Source organism: Streptomyces sp. NPDC040432 (genome assembly GCF_055595445.1).
Genome location: NZ_JBVIVP010000042.1, coordinates 1 through 17248, shown reverse-complemented (window position 1 = coordinate 17248; position 17248 = coordinate 1). Strand labels below are relative to the sequence as shown.

At 69.9% G+C, this 17248-nt stretch carries 18 protein-coding genes; 4 read left to right on the top strand and 14 right to left on the bottom strand.

The genetic code is table 11. The features are described from left to right. Positions 1 to 30: 30 nt before the first annotated feature. From ACZ58N_RS37995 to ACZ58N_RS37970, 6 genes are all read right to left on the bottom strand, one after another. Positions 31 to 201 carry an LxmA leader domain family RiPP gene (locus ACZ58N_RS37995; protein ID WP_471169935.1) on the bottom strand — a complete coding sequence of 57 codons (171 nt, stop codon included), beginning with the start codon at positions 199 to 201 and terminating at the stop codon, positions 31 to 33. A 57-nt stretch (positions 202 to 258) separates the two neighbouring features. After that, positions 259 to 429: an LxmA leader domain family RiPP gene (locus ACZ58N_RS37990; protein ID WP_471169932.1), complete on the bottom strand. Its 171-nt coding sequence runs from the start codon at positions 427 to 429 to the stop codon at positions 259 to 261. A gap of 66 nt (positions 430 to 495) precedes the next feature. Beyond that, positions 496 to 702, bottom strand: coding sequence for an LxmA leader domain family RiPP (locus tag ACZ58N_RS37985; RefSeq protein WP_030718520.1), 207 nt, complete (start codon positions 700 to 702; stop codon positions 496 to 498). Between the two features lie 127 nt (positions 703 to 829). Then, complete coding sequence (locus tag ACZ58N_RS37980; RefSeq protein WP_471169929.1) at positions 830 to 1870, bottom strand: T3SS effector HopA1 family protein; 1041 nt, start codon at positions 1868 to 1870, stop codon at positions 830 to 832. Further along, complete coding sequence (gene lxmK / locus ACZ58N_RS37975; protein WP_471169926.1) at positions 1867 to 2928, bottom strand: class V lanthionine synthetase subunit LxmK; 1062 nt, start codon at positions 2926 to 2928, stop codon at positions 1867 to 1869. The genes ACZ58N_RS37980 and lxmK overlap by 4 nt, the downstream gene beginning before the upstream one ends. A gap of 58 nt (positions 2929 to 2986) precedes the next feature. After that, positions 2987 to 3361, bottom strand: coding sequence for a hypothetical protein (locus ACZ58N_RS37970; RefSeq protein WP_471169924.1), 375 nt, complete (start codon positions 3359 to 3361; stop codon positions 2987 to 2989). 773 nt (positions 3362 to 4134) lie between these two features. Between ACZ58N_RS37970 and ACZ58N_RS37965 the strand changes: the two genes are divergently transcribed. Next, positions 4135 to 4584, top strand: coding sequence for a spore-associated protein (locus ACZ58N_RS37965; protein WP_471169922.1), 450 nt, complete (start codon positions 4135 to 4137; stop codon positions 4582 to 4584). 201 nt (positions 4585 to 4785) lie between these two features. On the opposite strand, the gene ACZ58N_RS37960 is transcribed toward ACZ58N_RS37965, so the two are convergent. From ACZ58N_RS37960 to ACZ58N_RS37935, 6 genes are all read right to left on the bottom strand, one after another. After that, positions 4786 to 6144, bottom strand: a complete 1359-nt coding sequence (locus ACZ58N_RS37960; protein ID WP_471169919.1) for an MFS transporter — start codon at positions 6142 to 6144, stop codon at positions 4786 to 4788. After that, a complete protein-coding gene (locus ACZ58N_RS37955; protein ID WP_471169917.1) occupies positions 6141 to 7286 on the bottom strand; it encodes a hypothetical protein in 1146 nt (381 codons plus the stop codon). Before ACZ58N_RS37955 ends, ACZ58N_RS37960 begins: the two co-directional genes overlap by 4 nt. 99 nt (positions 7287 to 7385) lie before the next feature. After that, positions 7386 to 7664, bottom strand: coding sequence for a hypothetical protein (locus ACZ58N_RS37950; protein ID WP_385581296.1), 279 nt, complete (start codon positions 7662 to 7664; stop codon positions 7386 to 7388). 36 nt (positions 7665 to 7700) lie between these two features. Next, positions 7701 to 8969 carry a hypothetical protein gene (locus ACZ58N_RS37945; RefSeq protein ID WP_471169914.1) on the bottom strand — a complete coding sequence of 423 codons (1269 nt, stop codon included), beginning with the start codon at positions 8967 to 8969 and terminating at the stop codon, positions 7701 to 7703. A gap of 117 nt (positions 8970 to 9086) precedes the next feature. After that, complete coding sequence (locus ACZ58N_RS37940; protein WP_471169911.1) at positions 9087 to 9461, bottom strand: hypothetical protein; 375 nt, start codon at positions 9459 to 9461, stop codon at positions 9087 to 9089. A gap of 62 nt (positions 9462 to 9523) precedes the next feature. Further along, positions 9524 to 9802: a hypothetical protein gene (locus ACZ58N_RS37935; protein ID WP_471169909.1), complete on the bottom strand. Its 279-nt coding sequence runs from the start codon at positions 9800 to 9802 to the stop codon at positions 9524 to 9526. A 252-nt stretch (positions 9803 to 10054) separates the two neighbouring features. Between ACZ58N_RS37935 and ACZ58N_RS37930 the strand changes: the two genes are divergently transcribed. Next, positions 10055 to 11029, top strand: coding sequence for a LuxR C-terminal-related transcriptional regulator (locus tag ACZ58N_RS37930; protein WP_471169906.1), 975 nt, complete (start codon positions 10055 to 10057; stop codon positions 11027 to 11029). Between the two features lie 164 nt (positions 11030 to 11193). Here the strand turns inward: ACZ58N_RS37930 and ACZ58N_RS37925 are convergent, their stop codons facing one another. Further along, positions 11194 to 13869, bottom strand: coding sequence for a hypothetical protein (locus ACZ58N_RS37925; RefSeq protein WP_471169904.1), 2676 nt, complete (start codon positions 13867 to 13869; stop codon positions 11194 to 11196). 217 nt (positions 13870 to 14086) lie between these two features. Here ACZ58N_RS37925 and ACZ58N_RS37920 point away from each other — a divergent pair, with 217 nt between their 5' ends. Next, the gene (locus ACZ58N_RS37920; protein WP_471169901.1) at positions 14087 to 14602 is read left to right on the top strand and encodes a hypothetical protein; all 516 of its coding nucleotides are present in this window, start codon (positions 14087 to 14089) and stop codon (positions 14600 to 14602) included. Between the two features lie 240 nt (positions 14603 to 14842). Continuing rightward, entirely contained in the window at positions 14843 to 15397 is a 555-nt protein-coding gene (locus ACZ58N_RS37915) for a hypothetical protein (protein ID WP_471169898.1), read from the top strand. Positions 15398 to 15481: 84 nt separating this feature from the next. Here ACZ58N_RS37915 and ACZ58N_RS37910 read toward each other — a convergent pair whose 3' ends face one another. After that, on the bottom strand, positions 15482 to 16315 hold the full coding sequence (locus ACZ58N_RS37910) for an NAD(P)H-binding protein (protein WP_471169895.1): 834 nt from the start codon (positions 16313 to 16315) through the stop codon (positions 15482 to 15484). Between the last annotated feature and the right edge of the window lie 933 nt (positions 16316 to 17248).

The window sequence follows — 17248 nt, the reverse complement described above, 5'->3', positions numbered from 1 at the left end:
GCCCGGAGTCGGGCACCCGCCGCGGGCGTTTTAGCCCGGCCCGTTGGTGGTGACGTAGCTGAGCATGAAGCTCGCGGCGGCACCGCAGAACGGGGTGGTGGCCGGGGCTCCGGTCACCGCGTCGACCTCGATCTCGTCGGCGTCGGCGTAGGACTCGTAACCCGTCACCAGGTCTTCGAGGGTGTTCCGGTCGTTGCTCATGGTGTGCGTCTCCCTTCAGATGGTGGGTGTGGATGGTGAGTTGGGGTGGCCTCCGGCTCAGCCGGGTCCGTTGGTGGTGACGTAGCTGAGCATGAAGCTCGCGGCGGCACCGCAGAACGGGGTGGTGGCCGGGGCTCCGGTCACCGCGTCGACCTCGATCTCGTCGGCGTCGGCGTAGGACTCGTAACCCGTCACCAGGTCTTCGAGGGTGTTCCGGTCGTGGGACATGTGGTTCACCTCCCTTCGTCGGCTCGTTGCGTACGGGGGACGGCGGCTACGGGGATCCCGCGGGGATCAGCAGCCGAGCTTGTAGGTGGCGCCACCGGCGGCGGAGGCGGCGGCCGAGGCGCACCAGCCGGAGGACACGGCGGACGCGGCGATGGTCGCGGCGCAGACCGGGGTGGTGGCCGGGGCGTCGGCGACCGCCTGGATGCCCAGCTCCGAGGCCTCGGCGTAGGTGTTGTAGCCGGCGACGAGGTCCATCATCGAAGCGTTGTCCATGGTTCTTCTCCTTGTGGATGGGTGCCCCGTGGGCACCTGAGGGGTGTGCCGTACGTGGTGCACGTGCGGTACGTACTGAGGTGGAAGCAGGGAGCGGGTGCGCGGGCACTCACGCCCTGCAGCCCCCTCAGGCCGCGGCAACCGCCGGGACGGTGCCGGTCGCGCCCGCGGTCGCGGGTGCGGGGAGATCCGGCGAGGTGAGGTTGCGCGCCGGACGGTGCGGGTCGATGCCGGCCTGGGTGAAGCGGGCGGTGAGCGCCTCCGCCAGCGGGGTGCCGTGCCGGGCCCGGTCGAGCAGTGCTTCGGCGGCGGCTCCGGCACGGTGCTGCCCGAAGCTGAGGCCGCGCATGGCCGGGCGGTGGTCCGCGGGCTCGAAGGCCACGCCGACGCCGGGGGCGACGCGGTGGACGAAGTGCGAAGTCTCGCCGCCCAGTCCGGGCAGGGACGGCGCCAGTTCGGCGAGGACCGGAACGGCGTGCCAGGCGTCGGGCTGGAGGTAGACGACGAGGGCGTCACGCCGCGGGTAGAGCGGCAGGCAGGAGAGAACCTTGGCCTGGTACGCGATCTCCAGCTCGTTGAGCCGGGTCAGGACGGCCCGCCAGGCGTGCGGGGCGGCCCGGGAGTCGCTCAGGTTCAGGTAGACGCGCAGCAGTTCCGCCGACGCGCCCCGGCTGACCGGGCCGGTGACCACGAAGAAGCCGGGGGAGAGTGCGGGCCGTGCGGCGGGCACGCCGATTTCGACGACGGTGCCGGGTGCCGGGTCGGTGACGCTCATGGACCTCCGCGGGGCCCAGGTCCGGATGCCGTCCCGCAGGACGAGCACGTCGGCGGCGTCGGCGGGGGTGCCGGCCGGCTGGGGAAGCACCACGGCGGAGGCGGTGACGGTGCGGTGCGGTACGGCCTCGCCGAGGCGCCGCTCGAAGTCGGTGTCGCGCAGGATCCGCGGCAGCTTGGAGGCCGACTCGTCCTGGCCGGAGTGCAGGGTCTCGTACAGGGCGGTGCCCAGGAGGGTCTTGAGCTCGCCGGGGCTGTCCGCGGTCAGTTCGCGGCCCGCGACGGTCGCGGAGAGCCGGTCGTCGGCGATGCGGACGCGTTCCAGGGCCTGGAGCAGGGCGGCGGGCGGGGCTTCGGTGCCGGTGGTCGTTCTTGGTCTCGTTCCCGTGCTCACGGGGTTGCCTCCAATCCGAGTGCGGTGACGAACTTCTGAGGGTGGAGAAGGATGTTGCGGCCGATGCCGGCGGCCGCCCGCTCGATGCCGGACAGGCGCATCCGCTGCGCACTGCCTGCGATCAGGCGGTCGAGCATGTGCCAGCCGGCGAAGGCGGCGGCCCGCTCGGGAAGTCCGGGGTCCATGTCGGGGCGTACGGCGGCGTACGCCCGCCAGAAGTGCCGGATCTTGGGCCGCAGACGTTCGATCTTGGCCACGCCGCGGCTGAGGATCGCCTCGTGGGTGAGCTCGTACTCCTCGGGCCCGCTGCCCTCTTCGTCGCCGCGGGTGGTGACCACGTCGAGGATGGAGCGGTAGAGCCACTCGCCGGCGAAGCTGCCCACGTCGCGGGCGGGGTCGGCGAGCCGGAACTCCTCCCAGTCCGCCACGTACAGGCCGTCGTCGGTGAGCAGGAGCTGGTCGACGCGGAAGTCGCAGTGGGAGGGCGCCTTGGGCGCGGCGGCCTCGGCGGCACGCAGCCGCGTCAGTGCCTCGACCAGCTGTGCGTCGCTCTGCATCAGGCGCCAGGCCTGAAGTTCGGCGAAGCCCAGGTTGTCGAACATGCCCGGGGGCAGGCCCTGGAGGAAGCCCAGGGAGGGCAGCGCCGGCGGGGTGGTGTCCAGTTCGTCGGGTCCGGGGTGCTCCGCCCCGTGCAGGAGGCCGATGGCGCGGCCGACCTGGCCGGCCAGTTCGTCGTCGAAGCTCTCGTCCACCATCAGCTCGGCACCGCTGCGGGCGCCGTCGAGGTAGGTGAAGGCCACCAGCCGTTCGGGGGTGTCGTTGCCCAGGAAGACCGGGCCGCGCAGTGCGTGGGGCGGGAGGGTGACGGCGAACCGCTCGAAGGCGAGCAGGCGCCGCATCCGGTCGTGGACGTCATCGCCGGTTCCGACGAGCCGTTTGACGAAGACCTCGCGGCCACTTTCCGTGCTGCCGGCCCATATTTCGTTGCGGCCTATCGGCGCCGAGACCGAATTCCGGTCGAAGCGGCCGAATCCCATGCGGTCGAGAAAGGATTCCACCGCCGGAACTCTGTCGAGCTCGATGGGAGCGAATGTGGTCGACATCGGGTGGCCGGCCTCAGATGCTCTGTGTCGCGGGACCGGCGACCGCCGACGGGCTCTGCCGGCCGGGAATCGACTGGCTCGGGCCCTGCCGGCCCGGGATCTCCGAGGTGGGGCTCTGCCAGCCCGGGATCTCCGAGGCGGGGCTCTGCCAGCCCGGGATCAAAGCGACCGTGACCTGCGACTCCGCCGGCTCGCCGGACGTCTCGTCGACCACCGTGACGGCGGTCGCGGCGACCTGGTGAATACCGGCCGGCGCGGCGGAACGGTCTTCCGAGTCACCCGAATTGGTCAGGGTCGCGACGGCGATTCCGGCGACCAGTCCCAGTGCGGTGAATGCGTAGACCGAGCGCTTCTTCGAACGTTCCTCGGCGGTGCCGGACTTCGTCATTTCGTTCCCCCTGGTTTGTGTCGTTCGCTTCTCGACGAGGACAACTCTGCCGCGCCGGAGAGCCCCTGAGAGGGAAAAGAGCGTTCAGCTTCCTGTACACGCGGTTCAGCTTCCTGCACCCGCTTACGGACCGTTGAAGCGACCAGGGAAACCCCCCAGGCCCAGGTCGCTGACCTGCGACTTCTTCAGGAAGCGGCCTCCCTGAACGGAGGGCGTGCCACCGGAAAGCGTCACGCCCGCGAGGGGCGACGCGCAGGCGGGCCTACCGGCCGGTACGGAGTGCCGCGTCGTACGGCCTGCCGGGGACGGCAGCGCGACGATCGAGAGCCGCGCAGGACCATGCAGGAGCCGGTCGGGGCCCGGATCCCTCACCGGTGGCCGTTCCCGCGTGCTTGAGGATCTTGCGGTGCATGTTGGCGGCAGTGGTCGCTGTGCTCCGCGGGAGGAGACGTGGTCATCGTGATGCTGCCGGTGCGCGGGATCGGCGTACCAGTGGCCGAAGCGGTCGAGGCCGGAGTATCCGTTGCAGCCGTTCTCCCCCGTGGGCGTGCCGACGGGCCGGGGTGCCGGTACAAGTCCATCGGGCGGACCGGACCGGGCAGGACCGTCGGGAAAAGGGCCGTCCCCTCGCGGGGCGTACCGGGCCCGGAGCACCGGGAGGGGCCGATCAGGTGGTGCGGTCGAATCTTTTGCGGACGGCGCGGAACCGATGCGCCGTCCCGTATGTCACAGCAGGCAGGAGCGACCAACTCCGATGATCACAAGGGGGAAACATGCGACTCACCCGTCCTGTCATGACCACCACCGCATTCGCCGCTCTGGCCCTCGCGGCCACGACGGCGCTGGCGGCGCCCGCCAGTGCCGCGCCGAACACCACGCCGCAGAAGGTCTGTGGAAGCGGCTACAAGACCGTCAACTCGGCTGCCATCGGCTCGCTGGGCACCGTCTACCTGACGTACAACGCCTCGAACGGCAAGAACTGCGTCGCGACCATCCGGAACAACCCGGGTGCGGCCGTGGACATGGCCCTGTGGATCGAGAACAACGCCCTTTCGCAGCGGGGCGAGGACTACGGCCGGTACACCTCGTACGCGGGCCCGGCCTACGTGTACGGCAAGGGCCACTGCGTCGACTGGGGCGGCGGCATCAGCAACGTCCACGTGCAGGTCTACAACTCCAACTGTGGCGCCCGCAAGGAACACCGGGTCACCGAGGTCCGCTGACCCGAGCACGACGCTCCGTGCGGTGGTCGGGAACCAGGGCTACGGCCTGACGACCACCGCACGTCACCGTCGTCCGGCTCGTCCCGGCAGGCTCGTCGAGTCCTGCCGGGGCGGGGTGCGGACGGTCCGCCCTGTCGGGTGCGCGGCCGATCGGGGTGTCGGCGGTCGGGCGCGGGCGGGGCCGTGCCGTGCCGTGGGGTCCTACGGGGTGGGGTGCAGGGGGGTGGAGCCGAGGTCCTGCCGGTCCTGGGTTCCGAAGGTGGACCAGAGGGCGGCGGTGAGCAGCAGGAGGGCGCCGAAGACGAGGTAGACGGGCCTGCCTCCGAAGCGGTCGAAGAGGAAGCCGGTGGCGAGGATGGCCCCGGCGCTGACGACGCGGATGACGGCGTCGAGGAGTCCGTGCCAGGTGCCCAGGAGGGCGGCGGGGGCGCGAAGCTGGACGAGGAGTCCGGCGGACCTGAGGTACACGGTGAAGCCGAGACCGAAGAGGATGAGCGCGCCCGCGAGGATCCACTGTGTCCCGCCGAACAGTGCGGCCGTCAGGGTGCCCGCGCCCGCGAGGGCGGTGGCCCAACGGAGGCTGGAGTAGATGCCCTCGGGGCCGGCCTTCGCGACGACGAGGCCACCGATGATGGCCCCGATGGTGGAGAACGCCAGGAATGAGCCGGCGCGGGCCGGCGACATGTCGAAGGTCTCCCTCATGAGGGACAGCAGGGACAGGATGACCGTCGAGAGGGCGAGCACGGTCAGGGCGTGGAAGGTGAGGAAGCGGCGCCAGGCCGGGCTGGTGGCGAGGGTCCGTGCCACCACGCGGCGGGACGGGAGGGGGGTGGGCTCGGGTTGCTCCTCGGGCGCGGCGCCGGCGGTCTTCACGCCGGTGGCGGTGTCGGACGCCGGTGTGTGGACGGGCTTCGGGTGTGCGGCCCCGGGTTGGCGGGCCACGACGGCGATGAAGCCGGCGAAGACGGCCAGGGCGAGTACCTGGAGGCCGGCGGCGACGAGGAGGGCTTGGGATCCTGGGAGCAGGGCGATGACCAGGCCCGCCACGACCGGGGACAGCAGTTCGCTCGCCGAGCGGATGGTTCCGCCGATGCCTTGCACCCGGACGAGGGTCTTGGCGTCGAGGATGCGCGGCAGGAGCACGAACAGGGCCATTTCCCCGATGTGGTGGACGAGGTCCACCGTCGCCGCCGCCACGACGATCGCCCACAGGTGGGAGGAGAGGAACGTGGAGCCGATGCCGATGAGGACGAACACGCCGATCTTGACGAGGTAGGCCACGACCAGGACGGTCTTCGGGTTGCCCCGGTCCAGGAGGGGGCCGGCGGCGATCGAGGCGACGACCTCCACGCCGTAGCCCACGCAGTACACGAGGCCGACCGTGCTGACCAGGCCGGAGAGGTCGAGGGCCAGGTTGGCGAACGCGATGTCGTAGATGCCCTCGCTCATGGAACGGGACATGACGAGCACCGCGAAGACCACGAGCAGCAGTGTGAGCCAACGTGAGGCGGTGGGGAGGACGGTGCGGGCGGTCTTCGGCTCCTGCTCGGTCGCGGTCACCGGTAGGCCAGCTCTCGGACGACGTTGCCCGCGAGGGCGGTGCCCGGCGCGTCGAAAGTCGGCAGCGATCCTTCGGCGTGTACCGGGACGAAGAGCTCGGGCAGATTCGCGCCCCGGGAGTCGTGGACCTCGTACTCCACCCGGTAGTGGAGCGTTCCCCTGCCCCGGGCCCGCATGAGCACACCCGGTTCGATGGTCAGGACCGTCCGTGGGTCCTGGGGGAAGGGAAGGGTCTGGCCGGCTCCGAAGGTGGGTGAGTCCGCGCGGCGGTCGACGAGTTGGAGGTCCATCTCGGGATTGTCGTACAGCAAGGGGGAGAGCTTCAGAGTGAGATGGGGATGTGAGCTGAAATATTGCGGCCACGCTGCCGGAATGTCGTAAACCATGGTGTCGGCCATCCCGTTCTCGACGTTGGAGCCGATGCCGTACGAGTCATCGCGGATCGACTGGTAGGAGCCGACCCCGGTGGTGACGGTGGCGAGTTCCGACGCGGGCAGTTCTGGCTGCTGCCCGCCGAGGTCCCGGTCGATGAAGTAGCGGTGGAGCTCGCCGCCGATCTCGGCGGAGGCGACGACGCCCTGTTCGGTCGCGCCGCCGAGCCAGCTGCGGGAGACCACCTTGGAGATCAGGAACTGGGCGGCCGTCGGGAGCTCGACGGTGTTGGCGATGGTCCGGGGGCGTGCGCGGTCCATGTCGGCGACGGAGTAGGTGGCGTTGTCGTCGAGCGGGGACCACTTCGAGGCGGGGTCCTGCGGCGCGTGGAGGGAATAGTCGTTGCGGGTGGTCACGGTGCCGAGCTGCTCGAACCAATGCGCGTAGCCCGGCGGGATGGCCAGTACGCACGATCCGTCGGCCGGGACGTCGATCTCCAGCTTCCGGTCGTATTCGGGTGAGTCCGCCCGGCAGTCGTACATGTGGACGGTGACGGGTCCGGTGCCGGCCGGGCCGTAGAAGGAGAGCCGGTCGTACTGACCGAGGTGCACCGCGTACTCCTCGTACGCGAAGTGCGGGCTGTGCACCATGTAGTGGTACGGCCGGTCGTTGCGGGAGGACCGGATGTGCCGCGCTCCCGGGAGGCCGGATTCCGCACCCATCGTGCGGGTCCTGGTCATGATCAGGTGCGGCTTGGGGAAGGCGGACATGGACGTTCCTCTCTGCGGTGCCGGCGTTCGGAGCGGTCGCAAGTGCCTGGGGCGGGTACACCGAACCGGTGTACCCGCCCCCAACGACTACCTCGGTGATCAGACGGTGGTGACGACGACGCCCTCCGGGAGGGCGGCCTTGAACTCCTCCAGGTCACCGAAGGAACGCGAGGTGATCTGCTCCTCGGTGTCGGCGTCGATCATCCGCGACGCGATCTTGCCGAGGATGCTGCGGAAGTACTCCGGGGTCTCGAAGTAGGGCTCCAGAGCCGAGCTCAGGCTCTCCAGCGCGGCGCGGGCGGCGGGGTCCGCGACGTCACCGGACATGGCGGCGAGCTCGGTCTTCCAGGCGGTGGTCTCGACACTGGTGATCGACATGATGTGTTCCCTTCGTTGGGTTCTTCAGGTCGGGGTTCAGCGGGTGAGCGATATTGCCTTGGCCTCCATGCGCGCCAGCGCGTGGAGAGCCGGTCCGGGCAGGTAGCGGTCGCTGTCCTGCTCGGGCCTACTGGCACCGGCTCCGGACGGATCGGTGGTGGTGACGTCGCGGCCGAGAGGGTGGTCCAGGGCCCAGGGTTCGAGGTCCAGGAGTTCCATCTCGGAGCGGAGCCAGACACGGCCCGTTCCGGTGAGCCGGTACCAGGTACCGGGGGGTACGCGGACCCCGATGGTGGGGTCGCCGAGGCGGATCACGGAGCGTTCTCCCTCCGCGGACACCACCTCGATCTGCGCGTCCGTGCTGCCCGCCAGCCACGTGAGGCGGCGGCGGGAGTATTCGTGGCGGACGAAGCGGCCGCCGGCGCCGGCCCGGCCCGCGCCGGGGCCGTCATCGGCGCTGCCGGCGTCCAGGTCCACTTCGAGGACGTCTGAGGTGCAGCTGTCCGTGGAGGGCACGACGGTGAAGGACTCGGGGCCCGTCAACACGAAGTTGTTGCGCGAGGCCCACGCGTGGATGTCGCTCCCCGTCTCGGCGGCCCGCCACGTCGGCCTGAGCGTCGCGTAGGTGGTGTTGCCGCCGATGGAGACGCGGTACCGGGCGGCGTAGGCGCCCTGTTCCTGCGCGTTGGTCTGCTGGGACATCCGGGAGAGCAACAGGTGCGCGGCGACCGGCAGCTCGTGGCGGTTGGTGCGCACCACGGGAGCCTGCTGGGAGGAGCGCAGGAAGGACACGAGGTCGTTGTCCGGTTCCCAGTCGGGGTTCTGGTCGGCGTACCAGACCGGTTCGTCGCGGGTCACGACGCCGCCGAGGCCGTCGAGGGTGTGGGCGATGCCCTTGGGGATGATCAGGACCCGGTAGGGCGAGACGGCCATCTCGATGGTGATCTCGTCGCCGAGCTGGGGCGAGTCCTCACGGCAGTCGATCAGGTGCACGGCGATGCGCTGGCCCTCGCCGAAGAAGGTGAGCCGGTCGTCCTGGCCCACGTGGATGCCGTAGGCGGAGTACGCGAAGTCCTTCTCGTGGGTGACGTAGTCGGTGATGCCCGGCCCGTTCGAGATGCGGGTCACCCGGACGACGCCGTTCGTGCCGTCGCTCTCGCTCACGTTCGTGGTCTCCAGGCGGGCTCCAGGCAGGGAGAACTCCATGGAGGTGACGTCGTCGGGAACCTGGAAGGTCCCGATGTGGCGGCGTTCGGTGGTGCGGTCGAGCGCCGTACGCGGGCCTGCGTCAGCGGTTTCGAGCATGGTGGATCCTCTCTCTTGCCTTCGTGGTGGTGGCCGACGCGCGGGCCCGGGGGGTGAGCGGAGGGGGGAGAAGGGGGGTGGCATTCGTGGGGGTGGGCGGGTGGGCGTGCTGTGCCGTTACCAGAACTCGCGGGTGTCGCCGGTGTTCGTGGTGTCCGCGGCGTTGGGGGTGTGTGCGGTGTTCGTGGTGCTCGCGGCGTTCGTGGTGCTCGCGGCGTTGGGGGTGTTCGTGGTGTCCGACAGGCTCCAGGCCGTGAGCCGTGGTGTGTGGGCGAGGGCTCGCAGGCACGCCGCGCGAGCGGTCAGCAGGGCCTCGGCCTCGCATCCGGCCAGGACGAAGAGGACCAGGTCGATCCGGTCGCCGTCGACGCGTGTCCAGAGGTGCTCGATCCGGTCCACGGGATCGAAGTGAGCGGTGAGGAGTTCACTGAGGTCGTCGGGCGCCGCAGGTGTTCCGTGGGCACCGACCAACCGCATGGAAATCATGTACATGACGCCCTCGCGTGATCCTGCACCGATCGGGCTCCGGGGTGGGTGGGTGGGTGGGACCGGCGTCAGACCGACCGGCCGGTGCCGGCTCCCTGGCCCGTGTCGGCACCCTGACCGGTGTCGGCTCCCTGGCCCATGTCGGCTCCTTGACCGGTGTCCGCTCCGCCCCGGGGCGGCACCCAGCCGAACCCGTCATCGGCCACCACCCGGCCCGTCCCCCAGCCGAACCCGTCCCCGGCCGACGTACGTCCCGCGTCCGGCGCTCCGTGGGACACGGCTCCGGACGTTGCGACGGCGACGATGAGAGCGGCGGATGAGAGCAGGACTGCGGCGACCCGGGACATGGAGGACTCCACCCTTCAGAATCAGGTTCTTTGCCTTCGTTGTCGCTTCCACCCCGTTCTGCGGGGTGTTGCGTTCGATGGCTTAAGGCTGTCCCACGTCGGAGGCCGTGTCACTAGTCGCAGACGGTCGTCAAGACGCCAGGCGGGTAGACGCCACCTCGGACCGCCCTGGGGCTTGAACACGTTCCTGGCATATGCGGAAGGTTGTGCTCGTGGGTGATCCTGGCCATGTCCTAACCAAAGGGGGACCACATGTTGCAACTACTCGGGCTCACGCCCCATGCCGAGACCGTTTACCGGGCAACCCTGCTGCACCCCGACCACGGCGTGACCGATCTGATGGCGGACACCGGACTCCAGGAGAGCGTGATCCGCGCCGCGTTCGACGAACTGGCCGCGCTCGCCCTGGTCAAGCCGTCCGACCAGCGCGGGGGAAAGCTGCGTCCCGTCAGTCCGGAAGTCGGCCTCACCACGCTGCTGGCCTCCGCCGAGGCCGACCTCGCGGCGCGCCTGGCCCAAGTGGAGAACACCCGGGCCGAGATCGCGGCGATTTCCGCCGAACACATCGGCACGCGGGTATCGGACAGTGCCACCCGGCTCGAAGGTCTGGACGCCGTCCGTAGCCGGCTGGAAGAACTCCAGCGGACGACCGAGTTCGAATGCCTGTCCCTCAACCCGGGCGGCGCGCACCGGCCCGACGCCCGCAATGCCGCGACCCCGCTCAACGAGGAGGCGCTGCTGCGGGGAGTGGCCATCCGCGCCGTCTGCCGCGACAGCTTCCGCAACGACCCCGACACCCTTGCCTACGCCCGCTGGCTCATCGATCACGGCGGGCAGATGCGTACGGTCCCCACCGTGCCCATCCAGATGATCATCGTCGATCGTCGGGCCGCGATCGTGCCCCTGGACCCGGAGGACCCGCGCAAAGGTGCGATCGAGGTACACAACCTCGGCATCATCACCGCCCTGTGTGCCCTGTTCGAACTGTGCTGGTCGGCGGGGACGTGCTTCGGCGAACAACCGCCCGCCAACGACAACGGCTGCACCCCGACGGAACGCGCGCTGCTGGACATGGTCGCCGCCGGGGACACCGACGAGGCCGCGGCCCGCAACCTCGGCATCTCGGCGCGCACGGTCAGTCGGATGATGTCGAGCCTGATGGAGCGACTGGACGCGACCAGCAGGTTCCAGGCCGGGGTGAACGCCACGAGGCGCGGCTGGCTGTAGGGCCGAGGGCCGAGGCGCCAGGGCTCCGTCGGGCCCGTGGCCCTCGTCGCTCTTTCCCATGGACCCCGTCGCCCCGTCGCCCCCATCTCCCTCGTCGCCCTCGTCCATGGGCGGCCCGCCCGGGTCGTTGCCGGACGGGCCGCCGGGAACCGGTGCGGGAGGAGTCAGTCGCCGAGCCCCCTCTGCGGGTTCGGGGGGCCGGCATCCGGGGCGGGGCCGGGGGCCGGCCGGGAGGGGTTGGGGCGGCCGACGGGCGTCGTGGGTACGCCTGTTTGCCAGAGGTGACTTCCGGGGGCGCCCGGTCCTCGGGGGTTGGGTGACTTGGTGTGCCCGTTGCCGGGAGCACGGTCGGGGCCGTCGGCTCCTGGCGCACCAAGCTGCCACAGGTGGCTTCCGGGTACGTTCGGTGTCCGGGTGGTCGGGGTGGGTCCGTCCGTCTCCGGGTTGAGGCCGTCCGCCTCCGTGGTGGGCCCGGGACGCTTCCACCGCTCGGGAATCGTCGAGCGCCTCTGGACGGCGCCCGCCTTGCCCGCCTCGGCATCCGCCACCGCTCGTGCCCGCAGCACGCTCTGCCGGGCGGTGGGAGCGAAGCCGGGGAGGGCGTTGCCGGTTTCGGCTGGCAGGGCGCGGCCGCCCATCTCCAACAGTTCCCCTTGGATACCGGACTCGGGCGCGAACACCTCGCGCGGTAGCTGCCAGGAGGCCGCCCCGTTCACGTCCACCCGGTGCTCGCGGCCGTTCACCGCGAACGTGAGGCCGTAGCCGATGTACTGGTCGTCCTTGTCGAACATCAGGTCGCCGGTGACCTTTCCGCCCGCGTCCCGCACCTGGTCGGCGAGCGGCTGGACCGCTGCGGGGAGGGGGTTCGTACGACCGAGGCTGGCTACGTAGCCGTCGGCCACCAAGGTCTTCGTCTCCTCGCCGTCCTTGTATTGGACTTGGAAGACGGTTCGTCCGTCCTCGCCGCGGACGGTGTCGATCTCGCCCAGGCGCGCGGCGACGGTGTGCAGGCGGCCTTCCCCGCCCTCACCGAATTCCTTGTACATCTCCCCGTACTGCACTTGATGCTTGAGTGCCTCCGGGACCTCTCCGCTGCCGACGATCGTGACGTGGGCGTTGGGATGGTGACGGAGGATGATTTCCGCGTTCGCGACGCCGGTGCCTCCGTTGCCGGCGATGATCCAGTGCTGGGCGTCCCGTGCGTCGAAGCGGCCGTCGGCGACCTCGTCGCCCATCAACACCCGGCCCGGGGCGTCCTCGCGTGCCTGCTCCCACTTCTGGGTGGCGCCTAGGACGCTGAAACAGTTCTGAAGGCGCGCGGTGGGCTTTCCGTCCGGGCCGGTCAGGATGGCGTCCCTGAGCGGGTGCTCGTCCAGGGCGGCGAGTACGGTCCCGGCGTCCAGGCCCCTCCGCTCCTCTCCGGTCAGCCACGTGCGTAGTTCCGCCGCGCCGGCGATGTTCTGCCCTTCGAGCTCCGCCAGCCTCTCGCCGACCAGCCGTACGGCTTCGCTGCTGCTCTCGACTCCGTCCTCGCCGCGTATGTTTCCCGGTACCAGTTCCGGGGGCAAGCCGGTCGCCACGGTCGGTACCCCGTCGCAGGCCACCTTCAGCGGAGCAGCGTTCGGGACGCCGCCCTTGCCGGACCGGGTGATTTCAGCGATGAGTTCACCGTTCTCGTCGAGCCGCAGGCCGGCGTGTCCGTTGAGCACGTCGCCCTGTGTCGCGAGCTGGTCCTCCCAGAGCCGGACGGCATCGATGGGGATCCGGCGGCGGGGGTCGGTGACTCCCTGGTACGGATCGACGCCCATCCACTGCGACAGGTCGCGGGCCTGGTCCGCGGACTGCACGATCCCGGTGGCGGGATCGAGGTGCCAGCGGCCGACTCCATCGATCAGCAGCGCCTCCGGGTCGCGCCCGCTGAGGCTCGCGCCGCCGCCGATCACGACCTTGCGCCGCGGGAGCTCCCCCGCCGCCAGCTGGTCGGTCAGCCTCTGGTCGACCCCGTCGCTGACCTGCTCCCGGTAGGCGCCCCATTGGATGGCGGCGGATTCCAGTTGGTCACGGGCCAACGGGAGGCCGTTCTGGTCGTAGCCGGGCATGGGCATGGTGACGTCGCGGCGACCGATGAACGCCTCGACCTGACGCTCGGCGATCATGGCCGCGTCGCGGGAGGCCTGAAGGGCGGAGGCATCGGCGGGTGGGAGTTGCTCGATGGGGCGAGCCAAAGGCTCAAGCAGCAGACGGGCTTCGTCCGTGAGGAATTCCGCCGCCGCCATGCGTCGGGCCCTCGCCGCGGCGTTTTGGGGAGCGAAGGCGCGCTCATCGCTCATCTCGGCGGTGGGGCGCATTCCGTACTGGTCCAGCAGAGCGGAGAAATCCGTGCGGGCACTGGTGCCTTGCTCCTGGGACAGCCGTGCAGTGGCAGCCTGTTCGGCCAGCCAATTGAGCTCGCCGATGCGTCCCATGTCCGCGGCGGACAACTCGGCCTCCGGGGAGAGGCTCGTCCCCCGGCCCAAAAGATCGTCGCGTACGGGAGTCAGTCCTGCTTCCGCGCGCTCGCGGATGGCGAACGCTTCGCCCACCGCGTGGGCGAGTACGCGTCCCACCAACTCGGTCGGCAGGCGGTCGGAGATCCGAAGGACGTAGTGGTCCGACGTCGTGTTCGTCGCGGTGCCGGCGATCGTTCCCGTGTCCAGTGGGATGGCATCCACCCAGATCCTGGCGGATCGGACCTGGCTGTCCAGCAGGTCGGGCAGGTCGAAAAAACGACGCCCCTTCTCCATGCCGGCCAGCGGGGAACCGAACCGATCGCCGAGGACGAGGGGCACCACCAAACCCATGTCCCGATCGGCGGCGGCCAGCAGTGCGCCCTGATGATCGGGTGCGCTCGGCCGTCGTTGCCCAACAGCGCGTCCCCACGTAGCCATCAGGATCCGGGGATCGGTCAACCTGTCCACGTGATGCCCCTCTCACGCCGCCGTAGCGACGTCACCGCGCAATGAACCTTAAGATCATGCCATGTTGATAGCCCGATCCTCGTCCGAAGCACACCTCTACATGGACCTGCACGCATGCGAGTGCGGCTGCTTCGACTTCGACCGGCAGCACCGGTTGGAGCTGCGGGGCGACGACCTCGTGGCGGTGTACGAAGGCGTTTGTCGGCAGTGCGGCCTGACGCGTCACTTCGAGTTCCGGATGGCGGAAGAGATTCCGCCGCCCGCGCCCGCCTTCGGCGGCCCCGAACCTTCTCGAATCATCGACCCCGGCGAATACGTGGCCGTCGCCTACCGGGTTTCCCGAGCCTCCAGCCTTGAGCTGCTCAACCGGCCCGAGTCCGAGCACCACAAGTACCGCGCGGCGATGGCCTACGCCCTCGCAGCCTTCGAAGAGGTGCTCAAATTCGTTCCACCGGGCCAGGACGCGATCCCGGCCGACGCCTTCACCTCCGAAGCGGGCAGGACTCGCTACCGGAACGGGCCGGGGAAGTTCCGGCGGGACCTCATTGAGATGGACATCAACAACGCGCGTCAGGTGCTCGCCGATATCGACAGGACGATTCCTCCACGCGACTGAACCTGCCAGAAGGCCGCAGCCGGTGGCGCGGTTCATTCGGTCCCAGTTGTACGTCCCAGCACCTCGTGGGGCGCCGGGACGTCGGGGGGGGGGGCACGCGCGGACGCCCAGGTCGGGCTTGTTCAGCGAAGCCTTGACCTCGCGAGCCTACGGGCCCTCCGACCACGGGATCGTCTCGACCAGGACCCCCCGGGTGCCGGAGACCAGGACGAGCGCCCGGCTCCCCCATAGGGTCATGCCATGTTGATAGCCCGATCCTCGTCCGAAGCACACCTCTACATGGACCTGCACGCATGCGAGTGCGGCAGCTTCGACTTCGACCGGCAGCACCGGCTGGAGCTGCGGGGCGACGACCTCGTGGCGGTGTACGAAGGCGTTTGTCGGCAGTGCGGCCTGACGCGTCACTCCGAGTTCCGGATGGCGGAAGAGATTCCTCCGCCCGCGCCCGCCTTCGGCGGTCCTGAACCGTCGCAGATCATCGACCCCGGCGAATTCGCGGACGTCGGCTACCGGATGTCAGGCTCCGCCGGACTCGAACTGCTCAACCGGCCCAAATCCGAACACCACAAGTACCGCGCGACCATGGCCTACGCCCTCGCAGCCTTCGAAGAGGTGCTCAAATTCGTTCCGCCGGGCCAGGACGCGATCCCGGCCGACGCCTTCACCTCCGAAGAGGGCAGGACTCGCTACCGGAACGGGCCGGGGAAGTTCCGGCGGGACCTCATCCAGATGCACATCGACAGCACGCGTGAGGTGCTCGCCAACATCGACAAAACGATTCCGACTCGCGGCTGAACCGGTCGGGAGGGCGCATTGACCGGGGTCGGAGTTCACCCGGCCGCGAGGTCCGCGGGGCGATGAAGCCTGATGTGCATGGGGTCAGCGGAAGGCGTCGACGTTCTCCGAAGCCCACTGCCGGAAGGGGCGGGCCAGCGTCCCGGTGATGCGGGCGACCGTGTCACGGACCGTCAGCAGCTCGTCGTTCACGTCTCCGCCGGTGACGTCGAGCACGGCGTCCGCGGCGTCGGCCCCGAAGACGGCGGCCATCCGTGCGTGGGCCTGCTCGCGGCTCACCTCGGCGAAGGGCACCTCCCGGCCCAGGGCTGCCGCGATGGCCTCGACCTGTTGGCGGGCGGTGACCGGCTCCGGTCCGGTCAAGGCGTAGGTGTGCCCATGGTGGCCGGGCTCGGTCAGCGCGATCCGTGCCACGGCCGCGATGTCCGCGGGATGGACGGTCGGCAGCGCGGTCGCGGCGAACGGGGCGTGCACGGTGGCGTGGGCACGGATCGTGTCCGCCCACATCAACGCGTTCGAGGCGAACTGTGTCGGCCGCAGGATCGTCCAGGCCATGCCGCTCGCCTTGAGCAGTTGCTCCACCTCAAGGTTCTCGCGGGCCGGGCCGAGGTGCGGGTGGGTGTGGACGGTGATGGAGGACACCGGGACGACGTGCTCCACACCTGCCGCGCGGGCGGCTTCGAGGATGTCGGCGTCAGGGCCCAGGCGCGAGAGGAGGAACAGCGAGCGCACGCCCTCCAGCGCGGGCTTCCACGATGCCGGGTCGGTGAAGTCGCCCTCCACGGCCTCGACCCCGTCGGGGAGGACGGCTCGTGCGGCATCCCGGGTGAGCGCTCTCAACGGCCCGGTCGCGTGCTCGTGCAGCTCCTTCAGCAGGGTGCTGCCTATGTTCCCGGTTGCTCCGGTCACGAGGATCACGGGGGTTCCCTTCGTCTGATGATCACGGGGGTGACACGAGTGGAACGCTACGACCTCAATCACGCTTCAGGTCAAGGAAACTCCCTGGCCATGTGCGCGGTTGGGCACGTGCGTCGGCATCAAAGGTGCGGTGATCGCAACGGGCGGGAGCCTCAGCCTCGGTTCCCCTTCGACGGTGCGGGAGGGAAAACCGAGGGGTGGCGCGTAAGCAGGTGACGAAACCGAGGAACTTGTAGTTGGCGGCCGTGTCGTACGGGACACCCTGCTTGCTGTACACGGCCTGCCGGCCGGGGCTGAGCTCGTAGCAAGTGCGATCCGGCGTGAACGCCGGGGCAAAGGACGACCTGACGCGCTGGACGTCCGTACAGGTATTGGTCATCGCGGTGTGGAGGAATCCGAAGAAGGTGGTGGCCGTGTGGAGCGACTGGACGCAGCTGGGCACCGTTGCACCCACCGGGGTCGCAGCCTGTTCCCCCTGCGGGGCGGCACCGGCGGGGGCCGCGCCGAGGAACGCGACGGCGGTCAGTACGGCCGTGTTCTGTTCCGCTCGTCGTGATCAGATTCGTTGGTGCCCTCCCCTGTCGGCCCTGAGGACGGCCGGGCTCGTGGTCGCGCGATCGGACGCGGCGGCGTTTGTAGAGGTATGCGAGTGGTTACTTTTGGTGGCTTTCAGGCCGGCTCGGGGTGAGCCGTCCCATAGGACCCACGTCACATACGAGCCTGGGTAGTAGCTCGCGGGGCACGGGGTGGTGGTCCGTGGGGGCCACCCGGCGTGCGGAGGGCCAGGGTGTGTCGGGGGGGGCATCGGTCCTTGGCTGCGAGGCCGGGTAGTAATCGGGTTCGTTGCCACGCCGCCGGGCCGTCGGTAGAACTGGATGAGTCGCCGAGCGGCCCGGGTGCTCCACCCGCCGCTGACGAAGCCCTCCGCACCAC